A 24,806-nucleotide genomic window follows, 5' to 3' on the forward strand; every position below is an offset into this window, starting at 1 on the left:
CTGACGGGCTGCCTGAGTCCGCATGTGTCCACGCCGCAGCCTGGTCATACGCGACTGGTCTGGCTGAGTCCTGACCGGGGGACGGCACGCCTGCGGGTGATCACCTGGACCTGCCGGTGCCGGGCCACGCTGTACGAGCTGTGCCAGGCCGGAGGGCAGGGCTTCATCCGGCGCACGCTCCAGTTGGAAGGCAGCCCGGAAGTACATGAGACCTATCGGTGGCCGATCCGGCAGGCCCGGCGATATATGGAGGGCGTTGCTCTCCGGGGAGGCCCGGTAGGCGGACGCGGCGGCACGGCGGGCCTCGGTTGGTCGTGTCGTCGCGTCACGGGAGGGGACGGGATGCTCAGGGTCCACGCCAAGTGCATCGACGGTCAGCGCGAGGTGGCCAGCCAAAGAATCTTGGCTGCGCTTGTCACGTGAGACGGATCATGCTCTGTGAAAGGCCCCCCGGGACCCCTCGGGACTCCGGAGCCCTCGGCCCCACCTGGGGAAACGGGGCCTCGGCCATTCCGCGTATGTTCCGCGACGGTTGGCATACGGCTGCTTTCGGCCGCCTGCGGCTGCATGAGGGGGTCGGACCTCGGACAAGCAAAAGACCAGGTCAGCGCGTGGATGACCTGGTCTTGGCAGCGCACCCTGCAGGATTCGAACCTGCGACCGTCGGATTAGAAGTCCGATGCTCTATCCAGCTGAGCTAAGGGTGCTCCCGCTCAATTGTGCATGATCCAGGGAGTGCCCACGTATCGGTTTTGGGCCGGTGTCGTGAGGATCACTCTGTGGATCTCCCGCTCTCCGGGGAGAGTGATCGCTCACCCGCTCCGGTTCGGGTGGGCGAGGGCCGTTCGGAGGGGGGAAGCTGGAACGCTGGAGGAGGCTTCCGGGTGGCTGACCTGGTCGTTCTTCCGCCGGGCGTGGCGGGGGAGAGGCCAGGGGTGTGGAACGGCGGGGAGGGCTTCCGGGGGGGCCTGTCGAGTGGGGCTCTATCCGAATTGTTCTCCCGCACGAGCGGGGCGGTCTAGGCTCGTATGCCATGTTCGTCACCACGGTCCAAGAGGAGATTCCCCTTCTGGGCGGTGATGTCACCGACGGGGTGGTGCGGGTCGGAGACACCGTCCGGCGGCCCAGCAGGGCTTCCACGGGGTCGGTGCACGCGCTCCTGCGTCACCTGGAGCGCTCCGGGTTCGAGGGTGCTCCCCGGTCGCTGGGGGCGGACGAGCGGGGCAGGGAGGTTCTGAGCTACGTCGAGGGGGAGTCCGCGGCCAGGCCGCTGCCCTCGTACGCGCTCACCGGGGAGTCGCTGGGCGCGCTGGCGCGGCTGTTGCGCGGATTCCACGACGCGGCGGAGGGGTTCGTCCCGCCTCGGGGGGCTGCCTGGGAGGCCGGGTCCAACGACGACGCGGCCCCCGAGCTGATCGGGCACTGCGACGTCAACCTCGACAATGTGATCTTCCGCGACGGGCTTCCCGCCGCGCTGATCGACTTCGACATGGCCCGGCCGACGACCCGGCTGTTCGACGTGGTGACCACGCTGCGCCACTGGGCGCCGATCGCCGATCCCGTCGATCTGGAACCGCTCCAGCGCCGCCTCGACGTCGGCCCCCGGCTCCGGTTGTTCTGCGACGCGTACGGCCTGGCGCCTCGCGACCGCCGTCGCCTGCTGGATCTCGCCCGGCTCCGCTTCGACCGCTCCTACCACGCGATGCGGATCAAGGCAGAGGCGCAGGGCGAGGGTGGCGGATGGGCCCGGATGTGGGCCGGTGGGGCGGGGGAGCGCATCCGGCGGGCCTGTGTGTGGCTGGAGACCCACCAGGATGAGCTCCATGAGCATCTCGTTTAGGCAGTCGAAGACCAAGAGGCGGCCGGGGGTGGCCGAGGGGGTGGGGATGCTCGCCGGGGTCGCGATCGACGCCGTGCTCGCCGACCCCCGGCGCGGGCACCCGGTCGCGCTGTTCGGCACCGCCGCCGCCGGGGTGGAGAGGCGGGTGTACGGGGACGGCCGGGCCCGGGGCGTCCTGCACGTGGCCTTGTGCGTCGTCCCGGTGGCGCTGCTCGGTCACCTCGCGACCCGGTCGCGCAATCCGGTGGTACGGGCCGCGCTGAGCGCGGCGGCGACGTGGGCGGTCGTCGGTGGTACGACGCTGGGCCGCGAGGGCGCGGCGATGGCCGGGTTCCTGGAGGACGGCGATCTCGCGGGGGCGCGGGGGAGGCTTTCGCACCTGTGCGGGCGCGACCCGTCCGGGCTGGCGGAGTCCGGGCTCGCCAGGGCCACCGTCGAGTCGATCGCGGAGAACACCTCGGACGCGGTGGTGGCGCCGCTGTTCTGGGGGGCGGTGGCCGGGGTGCCCGGCCTGCTCGCGTACCGGGCCGTCAACACGCTGGACGCGATGGTCGGCCACCGGAACGCGCGCTACGAGCGCTTCGGGTGGGCCGCGGCCCGCCTCGACGACGTCGCCAACTTCGTGCCCGCCCGGATCACCGGCCTGCTCGCCGCGCTCGGCGCCCCCCTGGTGGGAGGTTCGCCGAGGCGGGCGGCGGCGGTGCTGCGCAGGGACGGCCACCGCCACCCCAGCCCCAACGCGGGCCGCTGCGAGGCCGCCTTCGCGGGGGCGCTGGACCTCACGCTGGGAGGGGTCAACGTGTACGGCACCCGCGTGGAGCACCGGCCGGAGATGGGCGACGGGCCCGCGCCCTCGGTCGCGGACATCCGCAGGTCGGTACGGCTGGCGCGGGCGGTGGGCCTCGGGGCCGCGGCCCTGGCGGTCCTGGCCGTCCTGCGGCGCCGGTAGGTCGGGGAAAGGGGAAACCGGCGGGGGGCTTCGCCGGGAGCCGGGGAGCCGGGGAGCCCGGGTGGGCGGTGTGGACGCCGGGGCGGCATGCTGGTCGGCATGATGGTTGATTCCTCCGGAGAGATGCCTGTAATTCTTGTCGGTGCCGGGTTCGCCGCTCCTCCGGCCGGGGGGAAGGCGTGAAGGGGGCACTCCTGGTCGCGGGGACGACCTCCGACGCGGGCAAGAGCGTCGTCACCGCCGGGATCTGCCGCTGGCTGGCCCGGCAGGGGGTGAAGGTCGCGCCCTACAAGGCGCAGAACATGTCGCTGAACTCCTTCGTCACCGCCGACGGCGCCGAGATCGGCCGGGCCCAGGCGATGCAGGCCGCCGCGTGCGGGCTGGAGCCCAGCGCGGACATGAACCCGATCCTGCTCAAGCCGGGCAGTGACCGGCGCAGCCAGGTCGTGGTGATGGGCAGGCCGATGGCCGAGGTCGACGCGATGGAGTACTGGGACGTCAAGGAGCGGCTCCGCCAGGTCGCCGTGGACGCGCTGGAGCGGCTGCGGGGCGCGTACGACGTGGTGGTCTGCGAGGGGGCGGGCAGTCCGGCGGAGATCAACCTGCGCAGGGGGGACATCGCGAACATGGGCCTGGCCCGCGCCGCGAACCTGCCGGTCGTCGTGGTCGGCGACATCGACAGGGGCGGGGTGTTCGCCGCGCTGTACGGGACGGTGGCGCTGCTGGAGCCCGCCGACCAGGCGCTGATCGCCGGGTTCGTGGTCAACAAGTTCCGGGGGGCGCCCGAGATCCTCGAACCGGGGCTGGACATGATCAGGGAGTTGACCGGCCGCGAGGTGTACGGGGTGCTGCCCTGGCTGGACGGCCTCTGGCTGGACGTCGAGGACTCCCTGGCCCTGGACAACCGGCCCGCGATCGGAGCGCGCGCCCCGTACGGCAGGCAGACCCTGCGGGTGGCCGTGGTGCGGCTGCCGCGGATCTCCAACTTCACCGACGTGGACGCGCTGGCCTCGGAGCCCGGGGTGACGGTCCGCTTCGTGACCTCCCCCGGGGAGCTGGACGACGCCGACCTGGTGGTGCTGCCCGGTTCCCGGGCCACGGTCTCCGACCTGGCGTGGCTCCGCGCCACCGGCCTGGCCGCGGCCCTGCCGGGACGGGCGGTGCTGGGCATCTGCGGCGGCTACCAGATGCTCGCCAGGACCATCCGCGACGACGTCGAGTCGGGCGCGGGCCTGGTCGAGGGGCTGGGGCTGCTGCCCGCGTCGGTGGAGTTCGCCGCGGACAAGACGCTGGGCCGTCCGGCCGGCACCGCGTACGGCCGGCCGGTCGCCGCGTACGAGATCCACCACGGCGTGGTGACGGCCGACGGCGGCGAGCCCTTCCTGGACGGCTGCCGCGACGGTTCGGTGTGGGGTACCACCTGGCACGGTGCCCTGGAGAACGACGGTTTCCGCCGGGCCTTCCTCTCCGAGGTGGCCGCCGTCTCCGGCCGTGACTTCACCCCGGCGCCGGACACGTCGTTCGCCGCCCTGAGGGAGGAGAGGCTGGACGCGCTCGGCGACCTGATCGAGCGGAACGTCGACACGGACGCCCTGCTCCGGCTGCTGGAGGGCGGGGCTCCGCGGGGGCTGCCGGTGCTGCCGCCCGGCGGGTCCTCACGCGAGGCTCCGGACTTCTCGGCCGGTGCTCCCACGGCCGGCTGAACCGGTACTCCTTCTCGGCGTCGAGCCCGATGTTCCCCTTCAGACGAGGGGAGTGGTCTCTCGCCTTCCCGTGAGGATCAGCGAAAAAGGAAGTTTCCTCTCGCCGGGTAAACTCGGTGTTCCCCCACCAGATCCGATGGGGAGGTATGGGAGGCCGACCATGTCCCGCATCCTGATCCTGCTCTTCGTCATCGCGGTGGTCGCGGTGGTGGTACTCGGTGTGATCATGCTCGTCCGCGCGTCCGCGACACGGGCGTCCGAGGCTCGCGCGGCCGTCGCCGACAATCCCCGTGAGATCCTCAAGCGCCGCTACGCGGCCGGTGAGATCGACGAGGACGAATACCTCCGCCGCATGTCGGGCCTCTCCCAGGACTGGTAGCCCCGCGGGGCGCGATCACGCCGCCGGGGCGGGGGCCGGCTGGTTCGCGGAGATCCAGGCGTCGATCTCCTCCCACTGGTCGAAGAGCCAGCGGATCTGCTCCTCGCGGTCGCGCGGCACGTCGGCGGCCTGGACCCGCCACCACTTGGCCTTGATCTGGGCGCTGAGCGGGAGCCGGGTCCAGATGTCCCCGAGGGTGACCAGGTCGTCGAGGCCGGTGTGGGCGACGAAGACCACGTCGGCCTGGGGGCAGGCCTCGATGGCGGCGATGGCCCCGTTGGGGCGGGGGGCCATCAGGTGCTCCAGCTTGCGGGCCCGCGCGGCCTCCTCCGGCAGGCCCTTCTGCTCCAGCCGCAGGATGGCCCGCCAGCGGCGCTTGGGGGTGAAGTTGCCGCCCTCCGGGAAGATCACCAGGGCGTCGTCGGCGTCCATGTCGGAGGACAGGCGGCGGATCTCGTTGAGGACGCCGCTCTCGGCGACCTTGTGGGGGACGAAGGCGTTGGGGAGACGGTTGATCACCACGTCCAGCGAGGGGTCGAACTGCAGGGCCGCCTTCATCACGATCCTCGGGCGCCTGCCGTACCGGGCGAGAAGATGGTGGACGAGCAGGAACGAGTCGCCGGGGCCCGCGTGGCGCGACAGGACGATGACGGGGCGGGTGAGGCGCCGGGAGATCTCGTCGGAGGTCGGCGGCGGCTCGTCGATCGCGACGCTCAGGCGGAAGATCCGCACCGCGGCCTCGTAGATCTTGGACAGGAACCACTGGATCAGCTCGTAGTGCCGCTCCTGGTACTCGTCACGGTTGAGCCGGCCGCCCAGGCCGTTCGTCACCCACAGCCACAGGCAGGCGCACAGCGCCATCGACTCCAGCGTCAGCCACGCCAGCGCGAACCAGACCAGCCGGGTGCCGCGCCGCTGCGGGGGCGGCAGCCGCAGCGAGGCCGCGGTCACCACCAGCAGCCAGATCGGCAGCGTGAGCACCGCGCCGACGGTGAGCACGATGACGAGCGGGGCCAGGACCAGGCGGCGGATGATGCGAGGAGGCAGCACGAGCGGCTCCTGCCTGTGTGGATGTGCGGTTGTGGTGCGCGTACCGGGGGGCCGGTGTGACTCAGGTGGGTGATGTGCCGGAAATATCCCCTCATATGGGGTACCCCGATGTGGGCGTACGACGCGGTTCGCGTCACATCGGTGCGTGTGAGGGCGGCTCAGGGGGACGATCGCCGGGCCAGGTAGTCGGAGGAGGCCCGGTATGCGCGGTCAATGTATTCAGATATATGCGATAAATCCCGATAACGCAGCTGAGAAAGATCTATTCCTGGACGGGATTCGGCCCCGGCCGGCATGACGTGCACCTCGATGTCGTCCGGCAGGGTGGCCATCTCCTCGGTGAAGCGGTGCCGCCTGGCGATCTCGAAGGCGGTCATGCCGACCTCCCACGGGCGCCGGGGCACCACCAGGGGGCGCTCGATCCTGCCCACGTGCAGCACGTAGACCCGCCGGGCGCCGAGCGCGACGGCCCGGCCGACCGGGATGCTGTGCACCAGCCCGCCGTCGAGGTAGTGACCGTCGCCGACGCGGACCGGCGGCAGCAGCCCGGGGACGGCGCAGGAGGCGAGGACCGCGTCGACGAGGGGGCCCTCGGTGAACCAGTGCGCCGCGGCGCGCTCGACGGAGGCGGCCACGCACTGGAACGGCACGGAGAGGTCCTCGATGCGCGAGACGGGCAGCGTCCTGGCCAGCAGGTCGCGCAGCGGCTCGGAGGAGTGCAGGTGGGTGCCGCTCTTGGCGAGGGTGGACAGCCGGGTCACCCAGGAGCCGGCGAACGCCGTACGGACGATGTCCGAGGCCCACAGCGTGGTCAGGCGCTCGACCGCGTCACCGGGGGCGGCGGCGAGCACGACGCCGTTCAGCGCGCCCACGGACGTGCCGATGATCACGTCGGGCTTGATCCCCGCCTCGTCGAGCGCCCGCAGCATACCCACCTCGTGGGCGCCGAGGACGCCCCCGCCACCGAGTACGAAGGCAGTGTCCAGGCTCATGGGCTCACCCTAGCCCCGCGGCGGGACACGACACGGCCGGGCGGTTCCGGATCCGCGCAACGAAGGGGCGGCCAGCTGTCCGGGTCCGGTAATGCCCCCGGCGGCGGGGAGAGGGCACGATCTGATGCATGACAGCGGTGGTGGAGACCGAGGGGCTCACCAAGTTCTACGGCGGGCGCCGGGGACTTGAGGATCTCGACCTGGAGATCCGGCCAGGGGAGGTGTTCGGGTATCTCGGCCCGAACGGCGCGGGAAAGACGACGACGATCAGGCTGCTCCTGGACGTCATCCGCCCCACCAGGGGACGGATGACGGTCCTCGGCAGGGACCCCCGCGACGCGAGCGTGCGGAGCCGGATCGGCTACCTGCCGGGGGAGCTGGCCCTGGAGGGCAGGGAGAAGGCCGGGGAGTTCCTCGCCTTCCTCGGCGCGGTGCGCGACGGGGTGCCCAAGGGGCGGATCGACGGGCTGGCCGAACGGCTGGAGGCCGACCTCTCGGTGCCCATGGGCAAGCTCTCCAAGGGCAACAGGCAGAAGGTCGGGCTCATCCAGGCGTTCATGCACGAGCCGGAGTTCCTGATCCTCGACGAGCCGACCAGCGGCCTGGACCCGCTGGTGCAGCAGGAGTTCCTGGCGATGATCCGGGAGGTCCGCGCCTCGGGCCGTACCGTGCTGATGTCCTCCCACGTGCTGGCCGAGGTCGAGGACGTCTCCGACCGGGTCGGCATCGTGCGCGGCGGCAGGCTGGTCGCGGTGGAGGACGTCTCCGCGCTCAGGGAGAAGGCGGTGCGCCGGGTGGAGTTCCACTTCGACGCCCCGGTGCCCCGCGAGGCGTTCGAGAACCTGCCCGGGGTGCGGGACCTGCGGGTGGAGGGGGCCGGGCTGCGCTGCACCATCGACGGCCGCCCGGACGCGCTGATCAAGGCGGCGGCGAGGTTCACCGTGGTGCACATGGTCAGCGCCCAGCCCGACCTGGAAGAGATCTTCCTGACCTACTACAGCCAGACCGAAGAAGGGGAGGCGCGCGATGCCCACGCTGGTGTCGAAGAGCCTGCGTGACTACCGCAGGCCGCTGCTCGGCTGGACCGTCGGGATCAGCGCGTTCTTCACGCTGTACCTCGCCTACTACCCGACCATCAAGAGCAACCCCGAGGTTTACGGGAACGCGGCGCTGACCAAGTTCCCCGGGGCCATGCGCGACCTCATGGGCGGCCTGGAGGGCGGCTTCACCAGCGGCTCCGGCTTCCTGCAGGCGCTGGTCTACCAGCTGTTCGGGCCGCTGCTGTTCATCGCGTGCGCCGCGGTGATCGGCAACCGGGCGATCGCCAGGCCCGAGGAGTCGGGCACGCTGGAGCTGGTCCTCACCCTCCCGATCGACCGCAGGCGGCTGGTCCTGGAGCGCTTCGCCGCCCTGGCCCTCGCGCTGCTCGGCGTGGCCGCGGTCACCTTCCTCGTCGTGCTGGGCCTGGTGACGGCCGTCGACATGGGCGTCCCCGCGGACAGGATCCTCGCCGGTCACGTCGGCGTCTTCCTGCTCGGTCTCTTCTTCGGCACGCTCTGCCTGACGGTCGGCGCCGCGACGGGACGCCGGGGGGTCGCCCTGGCGGTGGTCGGGGTCGTCGCCGTGGCCGGGTACGTGGTCGAGACCATGGGCAAGAACGTGGACGGGGTGTCCTGGCTGCGCTGGATCTCGCCGTTCCACTACTACCTCGACGGACGGCCGATCCAGCTGGGATTCCCGGCGTGGGACTATCTCGTGCTGGCCGGGGCGACCGTCGCGCTGCTCCTGGTCGCGATGCCGGCCTTCGACAGGCGTGACGTGGGAGTCTGATGGACGAGCTGCTCGGCGGCCATCTCCGGGTGTTACGGGAGGCGGTCGCCACCGGCAGGCCGCCCGGCCGGGCCGAGCTCGACGACTGCCGCGCCGCCGGTGCGCTGGCCGCCGAGCGGGGCGCGTCCGTTCGGGCCCTGGTCGAGGCCGCGCTGGCCGTGGCCGAGTCGGTGCACCCCACCCCGCTCCCGGCCCTGCGGCGTACGGTCTCTGCCCTGATGGAGGGGTACGAGAACGCCCAGCGGTCGGCGCTGCGCCAGGAGGAGGCGGCGCGCAGGGAGTTCGTCGACGACCTGCTCCAGGGGCGGGCCGACAGGCTCGCCGAGCGGGCCGAGCACTTCGGGCTCCGCCTGGCCGAGACGTACGTGGTCGCCGTCGCACGCCCCGCCGGAGCCGCGGGAGCCGCCGGAGCCGTTGAGGTCTCCGGGGGCTCCGCGGCCGCCCCGGGCAAGGCTCCGGGGGACGGCGGGTCCGAGAGGGGCGGCGGGCTCGCGGGGGAGGCCGAGGGGACGGCCCGGCGGATCGAGGACGCGCTGGTCTCCCGGTTCGGCTCGCACAACGTGCTGGTCGCGGTCCGCGACGGGATGCTCGTGTGCGTCGCGCCGGGCAGCCTCACCGTCGCGAACGGCGAGTTCACCCACCACGTGCGCCAGGCGTTCGCGCCCGGCTGGCGGGTCGGGCTCGGCCGGGCGCACCGGGGCCCCGGCGGGGTGGTCACCTCCTACCGGGAGGGCGCCAACGCCATCGAGCTCGGTGACCGGCTGGGACTGCGGGCACCCGTGCTCAAGGCCGCGGACCTGCTGGTGTTCCCGGTGCTGCTGCGGGACCGCGCGGCCATCGAGGACCTGGTGACGAGCGTGCTCAGCCCGCTGCTGGAGGCGCGGGGCGGTCCCGAGCCGCTGCTCGCCACGCTGGAGGCCGTCTTCGCCTCCCAGGGCAACCAGACCGCCGCCGCGCGCAGGCTCGGCGTCAGCACCCGGGCGGTGACCTACCGGCTGGAGCGGATCCGCCGCCTCACCGGGTTCTCGCCGGACGACTCCACCCAGCGTTTCACCCTGGAGACGGCGGTCCTGGGCGCCCGCCTCCTGGACTGGCCCGCCCACCCGCTGCGCTGACCGGCCCGGGACTCCCACTCGTCGTACTGACAGGCCCGCGCAGATCGGGGCGATCCCTCGCGCCGTTACGGGATCAGGAGCACCTTGCCGGTCGTACGGCGCGCTTCGAGGTCCTCGTGCGCGCGGGCGGCCTCGGCGAGCGGGTAGCGCTCGGAGATGTGCACCCGCAACTGCCCCGCGGCCACCCAGCCGTAGAGGTCGGAGGCGCGCCAGGTGAGCTCGTCCCGGGTGGCGATGTAGGAACCCAGCGTCGGGCGGGTCAGGAAGAGGGAGCCGTTCCTGGCGAGAATCTGCGGGTCGAGCGGCGGGACCGGGCCGCTGGCCTGGCCGTACAACGCCAGCATGCCGCGCGGCCGCAGCGAGGCGACGCTCTCGTCGAAGGTGGCCGCGCCCACGCCGTCGTAGACGACGTGCACGCCGGAGCCGGTCAGGTCGCGGACCGCGTCGGCGAAGCCCTTGTAGCGGAACACCTCGTCGGCGCCCGCCTGGCGGGCCAGGATCTCCTTCTCCTCGGTGGAGACCGTGCCGATCACCCGTGCGCCGCGCAGCTTGGCGATCTGGGTGAGCAGCAGGCCCATGCCGCCGGCGGCGGCGTGCACCAGGACGTCGTCCCCCTCCTTCACCTCGTACGTGGAGTGCGTCAGGTAGTGCGCGGTCAGCCCCTGGAGGGTGACGGCCGCCGCGACCTCGGCGGTGACCCCCTCGGGAACGGCGAGCAGCTTGGAGGCGGGAACCGCGACTTTCGAGGCGTAGCTGCCCGGCACGCTCGACCAGGCCACGGTGTCGCCGACGGCGACGTCACGGACGTCCTCGCCGACCGCGGCGACGGTGCCCGCGCCCTCCTCGCCGGGGACGAAGGGCAGGGAGAGCGGGTAGCGGCCGATCCGGTGGTAGATGTCGATGAAGTTGACCCCGGAGGCGGCGACGTCGACGAGGACCTCGCCGGGGTTCACCGTGGGATCCGGGTGATCGTCGGTGTGGGCGAGCACCTCGGGCCCGCCGGTGGCGGAGATGACTATGGCGCGCATCGTGCTGAACTCCTTCGGTCGGTCGGCTGCCCTGGTCGTGCCCGGCGCCGTGTGGATCACTCGCCGTCGCGGCCGTCCGGTCAGGGCTGCGTGGGGGTGGCGGGGCCGTGCAGGGTGAAGTTGTCGAACGCGGTCCGCAGGACGGCGTTGCTGTTCTCGCCCACCCGGGCGATCACGCCGACCAGCCCGTTGGGCAGCGGGTTGGTGTCGAGGAACGACTGGGCCTGCTCGTCGTTGACCCACATGGTGAGCTGCACGCCCCCCGCGACGCCGCTGCACTCCGCCGCGAGCCGGATGACCTCGCCCTTGGGCAGGTCGACCTTGACGGGCTTGGTGAGCTCGCCCCCGGCGCTCTTGACGGTCTTGCGGATGCGGGCGTTGCCCGAGGTGTCGAGCAGGAACTCGTACCGGGTCGCCCTGTTGTCGTCCTCGCCCCGGCAGAACAACCCGTACTCGCCCATCCCGGTGGTGCCGGTGCGGATCCTGATGTCGGAGCCGAGCAGGATCCGGCTCGGTGTGATCGGCGTGGGGCTGGCCGAGGGGTCAGGGGTGGCCGGGGGAGCGGACACGAAGGGGATCGGGGCCTGCTCCCGCCTGACGGGGGAGTATCCGCTGACGTCGACGGCGTAGTAGCCCTCGGGGGCGTAGCCGTACGTGCCGGTCATCGGGCTGTAGGTGCCGCCGCTCCAGCCGGTGCCGCTCTGGGTGAAGTCGTCCTGGTAGAGCAGGGCGAGGTTCTCCGGCGGGCCGCCGGGAGCGAGCGCGAGGCGCAGCCCGAGCCCTCCGGCCACCACCATCAGGGCCGCCACCGCCACCCCGGCGAGCAGTTTCCGCCGCCTGGTCACCCCGCCCCGCCAGAAGAACCCGGTGTCGTCCCGCGGACGCTCGGGAAGGGTGTGGCCGGGACCGTCGGGGGAGGAGCCGGGCCCCGCCTGCGCGGTGCCGGAGATCGTGTGCGCGGCCTGGGAGGAGGGCGCGGTGTGCGCCCAGCCGGGATCGCCGGGCCGGCCCGCGTCGTCCCAGCCGGGGGCGGGGTTCTGTCCCGCGGGACCGGGGTGCCCCCAGCCGGGGGATGGGTTCTGTCCCGAGGGTCCACGGCCAGGGTCGGGGGAGGGGGGCCCGGTGGGGCCGGTCCACGGGGGGCCGGGCGGTCCCTGAGGTCCCTGAGGTCCCCGGGGTCCCTGCCAGGAGGCCTGGACCGAGTGGGCGGCCTGCTCGGGCGCGGCGGAGCGGCCCACCAGGTGGTCGAGGAGCTGCTGCGAGGTGGGCCGGTTGCGTGGGTCCTTGTTCAGCGCGTAGGTGACCAGCTCGCGCAGCGCGGGCTCCATGCCCTCCAGGGAGGGCTCGGTGTTGAGCACCTGGTACAGCACCGCGGGCAGCGCCTCGCCGCCGAACGGCGCCCGCCCGCTCGCGGCGAAGGCCATCAGGCAGCCCCACGAGAACACGTCGCAGGCGGCCGAGACCGGCTCGCCGCGCAGCACCTCGGGGGCCATGTAGCGGGGGGTGCCCAGGATCTCGCCGGTCCCGGTCATCCCGCTGAGGGTGTCCAGCGCGCGGGCGATGCCGAAGTCGATCACGCGCGGGCCGACGGGGGAGAGCAGCACGTTGGAAGGCTTGAGGTCGCGGTGCACGACACCGGCGCCGTGGATGGCGGTCAGCGCGGTCGCCACCCCGACGGCCAGCGCGTCGAGGCTGGAGCCGCGGAGCGGGCCGCCGGAGTCGACGGCCTCCTCCAGGTTGGGGCCGGCGACGTACTCGGTGACGACGTAGAGCTGGTCGTCGTCGAGCGCCGCCTCGACGACCGCGGCCGTGCAGAACCTGCGGACCCGCTGCGCCGCGTCGGCCTCCCTGCGGAAGCGCATCCGGAACCGTTCGTGCTGGCTGTACTCCGGATTGATGACCTTGATGGCGACCTGCTGCCCGTCAGGGGACTCGCCAAGATAGACCGTGCCCATCCCGCCCCGGCCCAGCCTGCTGAGCACGCGGTATCGGCCTATCTGCAAGGGTTCGTCGGGACTGAGGTTGTTCACCTTTGTACCTAACCGCATACGGCGTCACATGAGTGGTTCAGCCTATCGATCTCTTGCCGCTCGCCAGCAGTCGCAACAGCGGCAGGTCCACTTTTTCCAGACTGTCCACGGTCAGTACGTCGTCCGCCACCGGGTCGCCGGAGACCGACACCACCCGGCACCCCGCCGCGCGGGCCGCCGCGAGGCCGGTGGGACTGTCCTCCACGGCCACGCAGTCGGCGGGGTCGAGGCCCAGCCCGGAGGCCGCCCGCAGGTACGGGTCCGGCAGCGGCTTGCCGCGCGCGGTGTCCTCGGCGGCCACGACCAGGGCGAACCGCTCCGCCCCGACGGTGTGCAGCACCATGTCGACGATGAGCCGCGGTGAGGCGCTGACCAGTGCCGTGGGCACGCCCTCCGCCCTCAGGTCGTCCAGCAGCCGGATCGCGCCGGGCAGCGGCGTCACCCCGCCGGAGACCCGCTCGGCGAAGGCCTCGGTGAGCCGCGCCCCGACGCGTTCCACGTCGCCCCGCTCCACCTTGGCCCGACCCACGCCGACACGTTCCACGCCGGGCGGTACGGGTGCGCGGCGCGCGAGGTAGCCGGCCGCGTCCTCGACCAGGCGGCCGAGGACGTGGCCGGCGTCGGCCTCCGTCAGCTCCAGGTCCAGCTCGGCGGCGACCTCCACGCACGCCTGCCACCACATCCCCTCGGTGTCCACGAGCGTGCCGTCCATGTCGAACAGGACGGCTCCGAGCTCACCCGACACCCGCGACGTCCTCCGGCTCGGCCGCCTTCGAGGACCCAGGGAAGACCGCGGGGTCCTCGGAGGTGAGAGCGGGAGCGGGGGCGGTGCGCGCCGCGACGAGCACGGGCCGCTGCACGAGGGCGACGTCCACCCGCGTGCCCGGCGCCAGGCGTACCGCGTCGTGTCCCGGTACGTCGCTGAGGACCTCCAGCTCGCCCACCCGCACCCGCAGCCGCGCGGTGGAGCCGCGGAAGGAGGAGGCCACGATCGTGGCCTTCCCGTCGGGGGAGGGGGTGACCAGCACGGCCTCGGGGCGTACCAGCACGTCGACGTCCGGCGAGGACGGCAGGGGGCCGTCCACCGGCATGAGCTTGCCCATGACGGTGACCTCCTGGCCTGACAGGCGGCCCGGGACGTGGTTCATCGCGCCGACGAACTCCGCCACGAACGGGGTCGCGGGCCGGTCGTAGACCTCGGCCGGAGGGCCGCACTGCTCCAGCCGCCCCGCGCGCAGCACCGCGACCTTGTCGGCGACCGACAGGGCCTCCTCCTGGTCGTGGGTGACGAAGATGGTGGTGATGCCCAGTTCGAGCTGGAGGCGCCGGATCTCCTCGCGCAGCGAGACGCGGACCTTGGCGTCCAGCGCGGACAGCGGCTCGTCGAGCAGCAGCACGCGCGGCTCCAGCGCCAGCGCCCTGGCCAGGGCGACGCGCTGCTGCTGCCCGCCGGACAGCTCGTGCGGGTAGCGCTGGGCGTGCGTCGGCAGGCCGACCAGCTCCAGCAGCTCGTCGGCCCGCGCGTGCCGCTTGGCGGTCGGCACCTTGCGCACCCGCAGCCCGAAGGCCACGTTGTCCCTGGCGTTGAGGTTGGGGAACAGGCTGTAGGACTGGAAGACCATGCCCGCGTCACGCCGGTTGGCGGGGACCCGGGTGATGTCCTTGCCGTCCACGAGCACCGCTCCGGCGTCGGGGTGCTCGAAACCGGCGACGCAGCGCAATGCCGTGGTCTTCCCGCAGCCCGAAGGGCCGAGCAGGGCCATCAGCTCGCCCTGTTCGACGGTGAGGTCCAGGCCGTCCAGGGCCACCGTACGGCCGAACGCGCGGCGCAGCCCCCGGAACTCGACGGTCATCTGCGTTTCCTTCCTGCACCCGAGAGGGTGAGCAGCAGCAGCCAGATGAGGAGCAGGCTGATGATCGACAGGGCGACGGAGAGCTGCCCGTCGTTCCCGGAGATGGTGACGATCCAGACGGGGAACGTCTCGTAGCCGAGCAGGGCGGCGATGGTGTACTCGCCGAGCACCAGCGCGAGGGTGAGGAACGAGGCGCTGGCGATGGAGGACCGGATGTTGGGGATGATGACCCGGAACAGCACGTATGGCCACGAGGCGCCCAGGTTGCGGGCCGCCTCCACCAGCGTCCGCACGTCGATCGCGCGCAGCCCGGCGTCCAGCGACCGGTAGGCGAACGGCAGCGTCAGCATCACGTACGCGAGCACGAGGACGAACGGGAACCTCTCGTCCTGGATGGCGATCAGCGTCGCCCAGAACGGGGTGGCGGCCAGCGCGTCGACGCCGTCGCGCAGCGCCGTGCTGATGCCGACCACGTAGGTGATCGGCGGCACGACCAGCGGGAGCGTGGAGATGAGCTCCAGCACCGGCCGCAGCCGGGGCGCGCCGAGCCGTACGGCCAGCATCGCCGGAAGGGTGAGCAGCAGCACCGCGACGATGGTGCAGGCGGCCAGCGCGAGGGAGAGCAGCAGGCTGGGCAGGAAGCCGGGCGCCGACAGGATCCGCCCGTAGGCGGCGAGCGAGAAGCCCTGGCCCTCCGAGTAGACGGTGAACCAGAAGGACACCGCCATCGGCACGACGAAGTAGAGCGCCGCGACGACCAGTACGATCCACCGCCAGGCCTGGCGCTGCCCGGGACGCGCGGTGGCCGCGGGACCCGGGGTGACGTCGGGCAGGGTGGCTACCGCAACCATCGGGAGCTCCTCTTCTGCAGCGGCAGGTAGACCGCCATCACCAGCAGGGCGACGACGATCATGTCGAGGCTGAGCGCGAGGGCGACGTTCTCGTACCCGATGAGGACGTCCCCGGTGAGGGCCTCGGCGATCTGCAGGGTGACCAGCGGGACCGTGCTGCCCACCATGGCGTAGGCGGTGGCGTAGGCGGCGAACGCGCCGCCGAACAGCAGGACGACGCCGCCGAGCAGGGCCGGGGTCAGCACCGGGATGCCGACGTAGCGCCAGAACTGCCAGGTGGTGGCGCCGTTGTTCTGCGCCGCCTCCCGCCACTGCGGGCGCAGGCCGTCCAGCGCCGGGGTCACGACGAGCACCATCAGCGGCACCGAGAAGTACATGTAGACCAGGGCCAGGCCCCAGAAGTTGTACAGCACCCCCGAGCCGAGGCCCAGCGCGGTGGTGATCACCCCCGAGTTGCCCAGGGTGGCGATCCAGATGAAGGCGAGCGGCACGCCGCCGAAGTTGGCCAGCACGCCGGAGAAGGTCAGCACGGCCTCGCGCAGCGCCGTGAACCGGGAGGTGATCACGGCCTGGGCCAGGAACGTCCCGGCGACCGCGGCGACGACCGCCACCACGGCCGACAGCTGGACGCTGCTGAGCAGGGCGTTGAGGTAGGGGCCCTGCAGGCTCCTGGACAGGTTGGCGGTGCCGAAGGAGGACACCTTGGTCGCCGGGTCCTTGACGGTGAACGCGCCGGCCAGCAGCGTGAGCGCCGGGATCCCGAAGGCCACCGCCGTCACGACCAGCAGCGGCAGGGCTCCCAGCCAGTTCTTGGATCGAGGACGGCCGCCGCCGCGCGGGGCGGCGGCCGTGACGGCGGGGACGGTCATCCCGAGACCGCGGCGCCCCAGCCTCCGGCCAGGACCTCCTTGGCCTTGTTGACCTGCTCCTCCGTCGGGAAGGTGGGCTCACCCTCGACCGGCGGGAGGTTGGCCTCGGCGGCGGCGTCGACCGTGCCGTCGGCCTTCATGGCGGGCAGCAGCACCGGGCGGGCGAAACCGCCGAGGTAGAGGTTCTGGCCCTCGGGGCTGTAGAGGAACTCCTGCCACAGGCGCGCGGCGGCCGGGTGCGGGGCGTCCTTGTTGATGGCCTGGGCGTAGAGCTGGAAGTACTTGCCGTCGCTGGGGATGACGGTCTTCCAGTCGAGGCCCTTCTCGGCCATCTTGGGGGCGTAGGCGGCGTTGTTGTAGTCCCAGTCGATGCTGATCTGGGTCTCGCCCTTCTCGATGGTGGCCGGGGTGGTCTCGACGGGGTTGAAGTTCCCGGCGTCCTTCAGCTTCTTGAAGAAGTCCAGGCCGGGCTGGATGTCGTCGAAGGAGCCGCCGTTGGCGAGGGCCGCCGCGTACACGCCCGCGAACGCCGAGCCCGACTTGGTGGGGTTGCCGTTCAGCGCGACCTTGCCCTTGTACTCGGGCTTGAGCAGGTCGGCGTAGGTCTCCGGGCACTTGGCGATCTTCTTGGCGTCGCAGCCGATGGAGACGTAGCCGCCGTAGTCGTTGAACCAGAGGCCGCTGGCCTCCTTCTGGTTCTCGGGGATCTTGTCCCAGGTCTGGACCTTGTACGGCGCGAACAGGCCCTCGGCGGCGCCGCTGATCGCGAAGGACTGGCCGAGGTCGAGCACGTCGGGGGCGCGGTCCTGGCCCTTGCGGGTCTTCACCGCGTTGATCTCGTCGGCGCTGGCGGCGTCGGGGGTCTCGCTCTCGATCTCGATGCCGTACTTCGCCTTGAAGGTTTCGATGATCTTGCCGTAGTTGGCCCAGTCGGGCGGGAGGGCGATGACGTGGAGCTTGCCCTCCTTCTTGGCGGCCTCGACGAGCTTGTCCAGCCCGCCGAAGTCGGCCGCGGAGGTGGCGGTCCTGGCGTCCACTCCGGCCGCGGCGCCTGAGGCGCCTGCCGACGGTGCCTCCGTACCGGGAGCGGCACCGCACGCGGCGGCGCCGACCAGGAGGAAGGCCGCCAGGCCTGCAAAGCGAACTCGGGATGCGATCACTGTGTCTCCCAAGGGGGTGTCGCGCAATATTTCACGAAAGTAGACGAACTTGTACAAACAAGCTAGACCTGCTCTGTCGTGAATCAGTTGCTGTTTGGTGAACGCACGAAGTACGCCGGTGAAATGCGCGAACCTGGGCTATGTGTGCCATTGATGCTTGTTTAGGGTGGTGCTGAACCGGCCGCCAGGTGCGCGCAGCGAGGGATCCCGCGGACGCGCGCCGGGCCGGACGAGACAGGGCGGCTTGAGAGGCGAGGCGAGATTGCGCGGTCACCGAGTGTGCGCGGACGCGTGGAAGGGTGCCCTGGAGTTCGCGGGCCGTCCTGGAGGGGCGCGGGTGTCTGCGGGCCGCCCTGGAAAGGGGCCGGTGTCCGCGGGCCGTCCGGAAGGGGCGCGGACATGACGGCCCGGTACATGGGCATCGCGGAGGAGTTGCGCGACGCGATCATGCGGGGTGAGCACCCCGTGGGCGCGCAGCTGCCCTCCGAGGCCGAGCTGGCCACCCGCTTCGCCGCCTCGCGCGGCACGATCCGCCAGGCGGTCGCCGTACTCGCCACCGAGGGCCTGGTCGGGTCCCGGCAGGGGGCCAGGCGCATCGTGCTCGGCCGCGAGCGCAGCCAGAGCTTCGCCGAGCTGCACAGCTTCGCCCAGTGGGCGCGGGCGATGGGCTACCGGGTCAGCGGGCAGGTGCTGCAACAGCGCCGCAGGGGCGCCGACACCACCGAGGCCGTACGGCTGGCGCTCCAGCCTGGCGACCCGGTGCTCTCCGTGCTGCGGCTGCGCTCCCTGGAGGGCGAGCCGGTGATGCTGGAGCGCACGGTCTACGCCGGGTGGATCGCCCCGGCCGTCGAGCGCATCGAACCCGACTGCGAGTCGGTCACCCAGGCGCTGTACGACAGCGTCGGCCTCGTCTTCGCCTACGGCGAGCACCTCATCGACGCGGTGGCCGCGGGCGTCGAGGACGCCAGGCTGCTGGCCGTGCGCAGGGGCAGCCCGCTGCTGCGCCAGCGCCGGGTCACCACCACCCACGAGGGGCGGCCCGTCGAGTGGTCCGACGACCGCCACCGCGCGGGCAGCGTGACCTTCAGCATCCGCAACTCGGTGGACGCGAACCCGCTCGTGCGGCAGATGGGGGACTTGCGCCCGGCTCCGTGAGAACGTATGTTCGATACGCCAGGCCCGCCTTCCCCCGGGTGCTCATCCGAAAGCCGCGGGAGAAGCGTCTTGAGCAGACTTTACGGCGACCCCATAGAGGTGTGGATCCGCGACGGGCAGCCCGTCCAGTTCGTCTGGCGCGACCGTCTGTACACCGTCCGCCGGGTCCTCGACCACTGGGTCGTCGCGCGAGAGTGGTGGAAGATCTCCGACAGCGATCCCGGTGAGCGCCGGTTCTGGCGGGCCGAGGCGGCCTCGGGCGACCAGGCGGGCACCTACGAGCTCCGGTTCGACACCGCGGGCGAGGGCTGGTTGCTGCTCAGGGCGTGGGACTGACGCCTCACCCGGACGAGCCTCTCATCGGCGATGACTCGGACACCTCCGATGAGGCGGCCTCCGGCGAGGCGGCCTCCGGTGAAGCGGCCTCCCGGGAGGCGGGCGAGGAGGGCGGGGAGCTCCTCACGAGCAGGTTCGGGACCGCCTCCGCCGGAGGGGGCGGGAGGTGGCGCTCCGGATCGGCCCGCCGCCGGTGCCCGGCGCCCGCGGCCTGGATGCCGGTGATCTGCCGTACGGTCGCCGCGCACAGCAGGGAGGCGACCGCGACGGCGGTCAGCTCGACCAGCCCGAAACCGGTCAGGTTCGTGCCTCCCTGGGGCGCCCCCGGCCACAGCCGCGCCAGCACCAGGGTGAGCGCGACCAGCCAGCTCAGCCACCAGGCGGTGAGCAGCGCCGTCCAGCGCGGGCGGCGGTCCAGCGGCGGGCGGGAGGCCCACCACAGCCGGTCGAGCAGCACGGCGGGCGCGACCAGGTTGACCACCGGCACGAACCAGCTCACCAGGACCGGCGCCACCGCGGGCAGGTCGGCGCCCTGCCGGGCGCGGAGCAGCCAGTTCAGGTACGCGGCGAGGGCGGCGACGGCGGCCGCGGCGAAGAACATGATCAGGATGGCGAAGACGGTGACCGCGCCGAAGACCGCGTCGGCGCCGGGGGCGCGGGGATCGCCGCCGAGCTTCGATATCTCCAGGACGAGGCTCCGGCCACGGGCCTGTTCGAACACCACCAGGGCGGCGATCGCGATCACCAGCGCGGTGAGCGCGACATAGACGGCCGAAGCCGACCTTTTCTGTAGAGCTGGGATAGAGCGCATGTATATCTCCCCCCGCCATGCGCCGAGGACCTGCCCTTTTTCTATCCCGTCAGCTCTCTCGCTAATCAGCCCAAACGACCCGCTCAGCCGACGATGCCGGACTCCCACGCCCACGCGGCGATCTCCACCCGGTTCCTGGCTCCCAGCTTCGTCTGGATGCTCCCCAGGTGCGTCTTCACGGTCGACAGCGAGACGAACAGCTCGGCGGCCACCTCCTGGTTGGTCCGCCCCCTGGCCACCAGGCGCACGACGTCGAGCTCGCGCTCCGTGAGGGGTTCGCTGGGCGGCCGGGCGGCGCCGGCCCGGGGGTGGGAGAGGTGTTCGAGCAGGCGTACGGTCACCGACGGCGACACCAGCGCGTCGCCGGCCGCCGCGGCCCGGATCGCCTCGATGAGCAGCGTCGGCCCGCTGTCCTTGAGCAGGAAGCCGGTCGCCCCGGCGCGCAGCGCCCCGTAGACGTACTCGTCGAGGTCGAAGGTGGTGACGATGACCACCCTCATCGGGTCGGGCACCCCCGGCCCCGCGAGGATGCGGGTGGCCTCCAGGCCGTCCAGCTTGGGCATCCGGATGTCGAGCAGGCACACGTCCGGCCGCAGCCTCCGTGCCAGCTCCACGGCCTCTGCCCCGTTGGCGGCCGTGGCCAGGACCTCCATGTCCTCCTGGGCGTCCAGAATCATCTGGAACCCGGTTCGTACCAGCTCCTGGTCGTCGGCGATGAGCACCCGAATCGTCACCTGATGGATTGTGCCAGCACGGAGGCGGGACCGGATCGGGCATCCGGCCGATGTGCCGGTGAACGACGGCGAATCATCCTTTCGGCCGACCCGCGCCTGGGCCGCGGGGACCATCGGTCGATCCGTCGCCCCGCCCTCGCGCGGGAGGGTGCTCGGCATGAATGTTGTCCTTGAGGGATCCGGGCTGGTCAAACGCTTCGGAACGACCGTGGCGCTGGGCGGTGTCGGGCTCGCGGTCCACGCGGGCGAGGCCGTGGCGATCATGGGTCCGAGCGGGTCCGGGAAATCGACGCTGCTCCACTGCCTGGCCGGGATCATGAAGCCGGACGAGGGTGAGGTGCACCTGCTCGGCGACCGCGTCGACACGCTGGGGGAGCGGAAGCGCAGCGCCCTGCGCCGCACGCGTTTCGGCTTCGTGTTCCAGTTCGGCCAGCTCCTGCCGGAACTACCCGCCGACGAGAACGTCGCGCTGCCGCTCATGCTCGGTGACGTGCCCCGGGCCGACGCCGTACGGATGGCGCACGAGTGGTTCGGCCCGCTCGGCCTGGGCGGGCTGGAGGGGCGGCGCCCCGGGGAGCTGTCCGGAGGCCAGGCGCAGCGGGTGGCGATCGCCCGCGCGCTGGTCACCCGCCCCGCGGTCGTCTTCGCCGACGAGCCGACGGGGGCGCTCGACCAGAGCACCGGCCACGACATGATGCGCCTGCTGACCGGCGCCACCCGGCACAACGGCGCCTCGCTGGTCGTCGTCACCCACGACCCTCAGGTGGCCCGCTGGTGCGACCGCGTGGTCGAGGTCCGCGACGGCCACCTCCTGCCGGGCACCGGCACGCGGGAGCCGTACGGGGACGCGCGGGCGCCGTACGAGGGCACGCGGGAGCGGGACGGCGCCGAGGCGGCGACCCGGGCGCTTCCCGGGGTCCGGGCGTTTCCCGGGGTGAACCGGTGAGCGGGCCGCTCGGCCTGAGCTGGCGGCTGCTGCGCGGCGGGGGCCGCCGCAGCCTGCTGGGGGCGGGGCTGACCGTGGCGGCGGTGGCGGTCTCCACCGCGCTGCTGCTCTTCGCCGTCGTGGCCAACCTCGGTTTCCAGGACAGGGCGGCCCGTGAGGCGTGGCGCAACCCGGTACCGGCCGCGAGCGGGGCCGTGGCGATCCAGGCCGTCCGCACGGACTACGTGCGCGACCAGTGGATCACGGTCGTGGACCTCGCCGCGCTCGGCCCGCAGGCACCCCCGCCGCCCGGCCTGGAGCGCTTCCCCGCGCCCGGCGAGGTCTGGCTCTCCCCGGGGCTGGCGGAGCTCGCCGGCGAGCTTCCGGCAGGGCAGCTCGCCGACCGCTTCCCGGGAAGGCGTGGCGGGACGATCGGCGACGAGGCGCTCGTGTACCCGGGGGAGCTGGTCGCGGTACGCGGGCAGGCGGCGGACTCGCCGGTGATGAGGGCCACCTCGTCGGACGACTCCCGCGGCGGCTCCCTGCCGACGAGGATCTCCGGCTTCACGGGAAGGACGACGGACGACGCGGTGGGCTACGGCGCGCTCGGGCTGATCGCGAGCGTGCTCATGGTCGTACCGCTGCTGGTGTTCGGCGGCGCGGCGGCCCGCCTGACCGTGGCCCGCAGGGACCGGCGCCTGGCCGCGCTCCGGCTGGTCGGCGCCTCTCCCGGCCAGGTGGTCGCGATGACCGTCTACGAGGCGGTGATCACCGCGTTCGGCGGCGCGGTGCTGGGAACGGCGCTGTACGGGCTGCTCACCCCGCTGCTGGCCCGGATCGGGATCAAGGGAGGTCCCTGGTTCCTGGCCGACGTGTGGCCGGGGGTGCTTCCCACGCTCGCCGTGCTGGTGGCCGTGCCGCTGCTCGTCGGGGTGTCGGCCGTGGTCGGCCTGCGCCGCGTGGTGGTCAGCCCGCTCGGGGTCGCCAAGAGGGAGACCCCTCCGGCGATGCGCTTCGTCCGGATCGTCGTGCTGTTCGCGGCCCTGGCGGCGGTCCCCCTGATCGGCCGCGGCGCCGAGGTGGGGGTGATCGCCGCGGTCATCGGCGGTGCCTTCCTGTGCGTCAACCTCGCCGGCCCGTGGGTCGTCGCACTGATCGGCCGGATCACCACCCGTAAGGCCCGGAGCCCCGCCCGGCTGCTGGCCGGGCGCCGGTTGACCGACGACCCCAGGTCCGCCTGGCGGACGGTGAGCGGCGTGGCCCTGACGGGATTCGTGGCCGGCTTCGTCGGTCTCCTCGCCCCGGGCGACGTCATGTTCGAGGGCCCGCGGGCGGAGCTGCGCCTGGCCGTCCCCTCGGCGCGGGTGGCCGAGGTCACCGCCGAGGCGCGCGAGCGCCTGGCCGCGGCGGGTGTACGGGCGGAGGTCGGTCTCGTGAGGAAGGACGGGGAAGGGGGAGAAGGTGATGACGGCGGCGACGGTGGCGACAAAGTGATCGCCGTCTCCGTGGGCCGCACCGCCCCCGGCGGCAGCGGTTCCGATGCCGAGAGGCCGGTGGACGTGGTGGCACTCGACCGGGTGCGTACCGCGCTGGAGGGGCTGGTGCCCGGACACGGGGCGACCTCGGCCGCCGACGACAACCGGCTCGAGGCCCAGATCCTCGACGACATCGGCACCGGCACGGTCATCGTGCTCGCGGTCTCGTTCCTGGTGGCGATCGTCAGCGCCGGGATCACCGCGGCCTCCTCGGTCCTCGACCGCAGGCAGACCTACGCGCTGCTCCGTCTGGCCGGTACGCCGCTGGAGGTCCTGAACGCGGCCCGCCGGGCGGAGACCCTCATACCGCTGACGGTCATGGGAGGCGGCACCATCGCGGTCGGTGTCTTCTGCGCCCTGCCGTTCGCCGCCGTCGCGATGAACGTCACGGGCGCGATCATCCTGCTGGTCTGCGTCGCGCTCGGGTTCGCCGGGGTGATCGGCGCGGGGGCGGCGAGCGCTCCGCTCCTGCGTTCCGTCACCGCCGACCCGGCCCCCCGGCCGGACTGAGACCGGGCCGGGAGGGCGGTCGTGAGGAGAGGGGCGGGTCAGCCCAGGACCAGGTCCCTGACGGTCTTCAGGGAGGCCTCGTCGCGGGGGCCCATGACCAGGAGGTTGCTCACCGGGCTGTCCCGCCACAGCTGCAGGCGCTCGCGGATGCGGTCCACCGGGCCGACCAGGGAGATGCCGTCGGCGAGCTCGTCGGGGATCGCGCTGAACGCCTCGTCCCTGCGTCCGGCCAGGTAGAGGGCCTGGATCTCCTCGGCGGCCTCGGCGTAGCCCATCCTGCCGATGATGTCGGCGTGGAAGTTGCGGCTCTTGGCCCCCATGCCGCCGATGTAGAGGGTCAGCATCATCTTCACCCCGTCCAGCGCCGCCCGGACGTCGTCGGTGATCACGGTCATCACCATGGCGGCGATGTCGAAGCCGGGACCGGCTCCGGCGAGCGAGGGGCCGTACATCCGCTCGATCTTCTCGGGGAACACGAACAGCGGCAGCCAGCCGTCGGCGATCTCGGCGGCGAGCGCGACGTTCTTCGGGCCCTCCGCGCCGAGGTAGAGGGGGATCTCGGCGCGCAGCGGGTGGGTGATCAGTTTCAGCGGCTTGCCGAGGTTCGCGCCTCCCGGGTAGGGGAGGGGGTAGTGCTCGCCGTCGCTCGTCACCGGCTCCTCGCGGCGCCACACCTTCCGCATGATCTCGACGTACTCGCGGGTGCGGGCGAGCGGTTTGGGGAACGGCCTCCCGTACCACCCCTCGACGACCTGGGGCCCCGACGCGCCGATGCCGAGCAGCAGCCGCCCGCCGGTGAGATGATCGAGCGTCATCGCGGTCATCGCGGTCGCCGCCGGGGTTCTGGCGGAGATCTGCACCACCGATGTGCCCAGTTTGATGCGGGACGTCCGCGCGCCGTACCAGGCCAGAGGGGTGAAGGCGTCGCTACCGTAGGCTTCCGCGGTCCAGACGGACTCGTATCCCAGCCGTTCCGCGGTCTGGACGAGTTCGGTGGCGTCGTCGGCGTTCCGTTGCCAGTAGCCGAGGTTCAGGCCGAGCTTCAGGTCGGTGCTCACGGGGGTCTCCTCGCGACGTGACGCCGGACAGGCCCCGCAATTAGAACACGTTCTACATTGGTCGGTCGAGTGTGAGGTGTCGAAATTCGGTCT

Annotated in this window: 23 protein-coding genes and 1 tRNA gene; 11 read left to right on the top strand and 13 right to left on the bottom strand. The window is 72.3% G+C overall.

Annotated elements, in window-relative coordinates; genetic code table 11:
• Window positions 1–633: 633 nt before the first annotated feature.
• Window positions 634–707 (bottom strand) — tRNA-Arg (locus AC5L38_RS14645).
• 326 nt (window positions 708–1,033) lie between these two features.
• On the opposite strand from AC5L38_RS14645, the gene AC5L38_RS14650 reads away from it, so the two are divergent.
• The 4 genes from AC5L38_RS14650 (at window position 1,034) to AC5L38_RS14665 (ending at window position 4,871) form a co-directional block, all read left to right on the top strand.
• Window positions 1,034–1,840, top strand: a complete 807-nt coding sequence (locus tag AC5L38_RS14650; protein WP_495243332.1) for a phosphotransferase — start codon at window positions 1,034–1,036, stop codon at window positions 1,838–1,840.
• Window positions 1,824–2,789, top strand: coding sequence for a cobalamin biosynthesis protein (locus AC5L38_RS14655; protein ID WP_495243333.1), 966 nt, complete (start codon window positions 1,824–1,826; stop codon window positions 2,787–2,789). The genes AC5L38_RS14650 and AC5L38_RS14655 overlap by 17 nt, the downstream gene beginning before the upstream one ends.
• Window positions 2,790–2,968: 179 nt before the next feature.
• Complete coding sequence (locus AC5L38_RS14660; protein WP_495243334.1) at window positions 2,969–4,492, top strand: cobyric acid synthase; 1,524 nt, start codon at window positions 2,969–2,971, stop codon at window positions 4,490–4,492.
• A 160-nt stretch (window positions 4,493–4,652) separates the two neighbouring features.
• Window positions 4,653–4,871 (top strand): SHOCT domain-containing protein, encoded by a 219-nt coding sequence (locus AC5L38_RS14665; protein WP_495243335.1) that lies wholly within the window; start codon window positions 4,653–4,655, stop codon window positions 4,869–4,871.
• A 15-nt stretch (window positions 4,872–4,886) separates the two neighbouring features.
• On the opposite strand, the gene AC5L38_RS14670 is transcribed toward AC5L38_RS14665, so the two are convergent.
• Both AC5L38_RS14670 and AC5L38_RS14675 read right to left on the bottom strand, forming a co-directional pair.
• Window positions 4,887–5,921: a 1-acyl-sn-glycerol-3-phosphate acyltransferase gene (locus tag AC5L38_RS14670; RefSeq protein ID WP_495243336.1), complete on the bottom strand. Its 1,035-nt coding sequence runs from the start codon at window positions 5,919–5,921 to the stop codon at window positions 4,887–4,889.
• A gap of 158 nt (window positions 5,922–6,079) precedes the next feature.
• On the bottom strand, window positions 6,080–6,913 hold the full coding sequence (locus tag AC5L38_RS14675) for a patatin-like phospholipase family protein (protein WP_495243337.1): 834 nt from the start codon (window positions 6,911–6,913) through the stop codon (window positions 6,080–6,082).
• A 128-nt stretch (window positions 6,914–7,041) separates the two neighbouring features.
• Between AC5L38_RS14675 and AC5L38_RS14680 the strand changes: the two genes are divergently transcribed.
• Genes AC5L38_RS14680 through AC5L38_RS14690 form a run of 3 tightly spaced genes read left to right on the top strand, consistent with a single transcriptional unit; the run spans window position 7,042 to window position 9,858 of the window.
• The gene (locus AC5L38_RS14680; protein WP_495243338.1) at window positions 7,042–7,971 is read left to right on the top strand and encodes an ABC transporter ATP-binding protein; all 930 of its coding nucleotides are present in this window, start codon (window positions 7,042–7,044) and stop codon (window positions 7,969–7,971) included.
• Window positions 7,940–8,743: an ABC transporter permease subunit gene (locus tag AC5L38_RS14685; protein WP_495243339.1), complete on the top strand. Its 804-nt coding sequence runs from the start codon at window positions 7,940–7,942 to the stop codon at window positions 8,741–8,743. Before AC5L38_RS14680 ends, AC5L38_RS14685 begins: the two co-directional genes overlap by 32 nt.
• Window positions 8,743–9,858 carry a PucR family transcriptional regulator gene (locus AC5L38_RS14690; RefSeq protein ID WP_495243340.1) on the top strand — a complete coding sequence of 372 codons (1,116 nt, stop codon included), beginning with the start codon at window positions 8,743–8,745 and terminating at the stop codon, window positions 9,856–9,858. Before AC5L38_RS14685 ends, AC5L38_RS14690 begins: the two co-directional genes overlap by 1 nt.
• Before the next feature lie 65 nt (window positions 9,859–9,923).
• Here the strand turns inward: AC5L38_RS14690 and AC5L38_RS14695 are convergent, their stop codons facing one another.
• The 7 genes from AC5L38_RS14695 to AC5L38_RS14725 all read right to left on the bottom strand — a co-directional run bounded on the left by AC5L38_RS14695 (window position 9,924) and on the right by AC5L38_RS14725 (window position 17,526).
• The gene (locus AC5L38_RS14695; protein WP_495243341.1) at window positions 9,924–10,886 is read right to left on the bottom strand and encodes a quinone oxidoreductase family protein; all 963 of its coding nucleotides are present in this window, start codon (window positions 10,884–10,886) and stop codon (window positions 9,924–9,926) included.
• An 80-nt stretch (window positions 10,887–10,966) separates the two neighbouring features.
• The gene (locus tag AC5L38_RS14700) at window positions 10,967–12,916 is read right to left on the bottom strand and encodes a serine/threonine-protein kinase (RefSeq protein ID WP_495243342.1); all 1,950 of its coding nucleotides are present in this window, start codon (window positions 12,914–12,916) and stop codon (window positions 10,967–10,969) included.
• A gap of 37 nt (window positions 12,917–12,953) precedes the next feature.
• Window positions 12,954–13,661 (bottom strand): HAD family hydrolase, encoded by a 708-nt coding sequence (locus tag AC5L38_RS14705; protein WP_495243343.1) that lies wholly within the window; start codon window positions 13,659–13,661, stop codon window positions 12,954–12,956.
• Window positions 13,651–14,769, bottom strand: coding sequence for an ABC transporter ATP-binding protein (locus AC5L38_RS14710; protein WP_495243344.1), 1,119 nt, complete (start codon window positions 14,767–14,769; stop codon window positions 13,651–13,653). The genes AC5L38_RS14705 and AC5L38_RS14710 overlap by 11 nt, the downstream gene beginning before the upstream one ends.
• Window positions 14,766–15,620, bottom strand: coding sequence for an ABC transporter permease (locus tag AC5L38_RS14715; RefSeq protein WP_495243345.1), 855 nt, complete (start codon window positions 15,618–15,620; stop codon window positions 14,766–14,768). The genes AC5L38_RS14710 and AC5L38_RS14715 overlap by 4 nt, the downstream gene beginning before the upstream one ends.
• The gene (locus AC5L38_RS14720) at window positions 15,608–16,489 is read right to left on the bottom strand and encodes an ABC transporter permease (RefSeq protein WP_495243346.1); all 882 of its coding nucleotides are present in this window, start codon (window positions 16,487–16,489) and stop codon (window positions 15,608–15,610) included. The genes AC5L38_RS14715 and AC5L38_RS14720 overlap by 13 nt, the downstream gene beginning before the upstream one ends.
• Complete coding sequence (locus AC5L38_RS14725) at window positions 16,486–17,526, bottom strand: ABC transporter substrate-binding protein (protein ID WP_495243347.1); 1,041 nt, start codon at window positions 17,524–17,526, stop codon at window positions 16,486–16,488. Before AC5L38_RS14725 ends, AC5L38_RS14720 begins: the two co-directional genes overlap by 4 nt.
• 522 nt (window positions 17,527–18,048) lie before the next feature.
• Here AC5L38_RS14725 and AC5L38_RS14730 point away from each other — a divergent pair.
• Together AC5L38_RS14730 and AC5L38_RS14735 are read left to right on the top strand one after the other, a co-directional pair.
• Window positions 18,049–18,804 carry a GntR family transcriptional regulator gene (locus tag AC5L38_RS14730; RefSeq protein WP_495243348.1) on the top strand — a complete coding sequence of 252 codons (756 nt, stop codon included), beginning with the start codon at window positions 18,049–18,051 and terminating at the stop codon, window positions 18,802–18,804.
• A 69-nt stretch (window positions 18,805–18,873) separates the two neighbouring features.
• Entirely contained in the window at window positions 18,874–19,140 is a 267-nt protein-coding gene (locus AC5L38_RS14735) for a DUF6504 family protein (protein ID WP_495243349.1), read from the top strand.
• 4 nt (window positions 19,141–19,144) lie between these two features.
• Here the strand turns inward: AC5L38_RS14735 and AC5L38_RS14740 are convergent, their stop codons facing one another.
• Window positions 19,145–19,951: a DUF4328 domain-containing protein gene (locus AC5L38_RS14740; protein WP_495243350.1), complete on the bottom strand. Its 807-nt coding sequence runs from the start codon at window positions 19,949–19,951 to the stop codon at window positions 19,145–19,147.
• 83 nt (window positions 19,952–20,034) lie between these two features.
• Window positions 20,035–20,685, bottom strand: a complete 651-nt coding sequence (locus AC5L38_RS14745) for a response regulator (RefSeq protein WP_495243351.1) — start codon at window positions 20,683–20,685, stop codon at window positions 20,035–20,037.
• A gap of 157 nt (window positions 20,686–20,842) precedes the next feature.
• On the opposite strand from AC5L38_RS14745, the gene AC5L38_RS14750 reads away from it, so the two are divergent.
• Together AC5L38_RS14750 and AC5L38_RS14755 are read left to right on the top strand one after the other, a co-directional pair.
• Window positions 20,843–21,631, top strand: coding sequence for an ABC transporter ATP-binding protein (locus tag AC5L38_RS14750; protein ID WP_495243352.1), 789 nt, complete (start codon window positions 20,843–20,845; stop codon window positions 21,629–21,631).
• Window positions 21,628–23,655, top strand: coding sequence for an FtsX-like permease family protein (locus tag AC5L38_RS14755; RefSeq protein WP_495243353.1), 2,028 nt, complete (start codon window positions 21,628–21,630; stop codon window positions 23,653–23,655). Before AC5L38_RS14750 ends, AC5L38_RS14755 begins: the two co-directional genes overlap by 4 nt.
• 38 nt (window positions 23,656–23,693) lie before the next feature.
• Here the strand turns inward: AC5L38_RS14755 and AC5L38_RS14760 are convergent, their stop codons facing one another.
• Window positions 23,694–24,713, bottom strand: coding sequence for an LLM class F420-dependent oxidoreductase (locus tag AC5L38_RS14760; protein ID WP_495243354.1), 1,020 nt, complete (start codon window positions 24,711–24,713; stop codon window positions 23,694–23,696).
• Window positions 24,714–24,806: the final 93 nt, after the last annotated feature.

Source organism: Streptosporangium nanhuense, assembly GCF_059358815.1.

What these genes read in the sequence shown, in the direction of transcription:
- AC5L38_RS14750 (WP_495243352.1), top strand. Translation starts at nt 20,843, where the DNA reads ATGAATGTTGTCCTTGAGGGATCCGGGCTGGTCAAACGCTTCGGAACG.
- AC5L38_RS14695 (WP_495243341.1), bottom strand. Translation starts at nt 10,886, where the DNA reads ATGCGCGCCATAGTCATCTCCGCCACCGGCGGGCCCGAGGTGCTCGCC.
- AC5L38_RS14680 (WP_495243338.1), top strand. Translation starts at nt 7,042, where the DNA reads ATGACAGCGGTGGTGGAGACCGAGGGGCTCACCAAGTTCTACGGCGGG.
- AC5L38_RS14665 (WP_495243335.1), top strand. Translation starts at nt 4,653, where the DNA reads ATGTCCCGCATCCTGATCCTGCTCTTCGTCATCGCGGTGGTCGCGGTG.
- AC5L38_RS14710 (WP_495243344.1), bottom strand. Translation starts at nt 14,769, where the DNA reads ATGACCGTCGAGTTCCGGGGGCTGCGCCGCGCGTTCGGCCGTACGGTG.
- AC5L38_RS14685 (WP_495243339.1), top strand. Translation starts at nt 7,940, where the DNA reads ATGCCCACGCTGGTGTCGAAGAGCCTGCGTGACTACCGCAGGCCGCTG.
- AC5L38_RS14740 (WP_495243350.1), bottom strand. Translation starts at nt 19,951, where the DNA reads ATGCGCTCTATCCCAGCTCTACAGAAAAGGTCGGCTTCGGCCGTCTAT.
- AC5L38_RS14675 (WP_495243337.1), bottom strand. Translation starts at nt 6,913, where the DNA reads ATGAGCCTGGACACTGCCTTCGTACTCGGTGGCGGGGGCGTCCTCGGC.
- AC5L38_RS14720 (WP_495243346.1), bottom strand. Translation starts at nt 16,489, where the DNA reads ATGACCGTCCCCGCCGTCACGGCCGCCGCCCCGCGCGGCGGCGGCCGT.
- AC5L38_RS14650 (WP_495243332.1), top strand. Translation starts at nt 1,034, where the DNA reads ATGTTCGTCACCACGGTCCAAGAGGAGATTCCCCTTCTGGGCGGTGAT.
- AC5L38_RS14655 (WP_495243333.1), top strand. Translation starts at nt 1,824, where the DNA reads ATGAGCATCTCGTTTAGGCAGTCGAAGACCAAGAGGCGGCCGGGGGTG.
- AC5L38_RS14715 (WP_495243345.1), bottom strand. Translation starts at nt 15,620, where the DNA reads ATGGTTGCGGTAGCCACCCTGCCCGACGTCACCCCGGGTCCCGCGGCC.
- AC5L38_RS14730 (WP_495243348.1), top strand. Translation starts at nt 18,049, where the DNA reads ATGACGGCCCGGTACATGGGCATCGCGGAGGAGTTGCGCGACGCGATC.
- AC5L38_RS14690 (WP_495243340.1), top strand. Translation starts at nt 8,743, where the DNA reads ATGGACGAGCTGCTCGGCGGCCATCTCCGGGTGTTACGGGAGGCGGTC.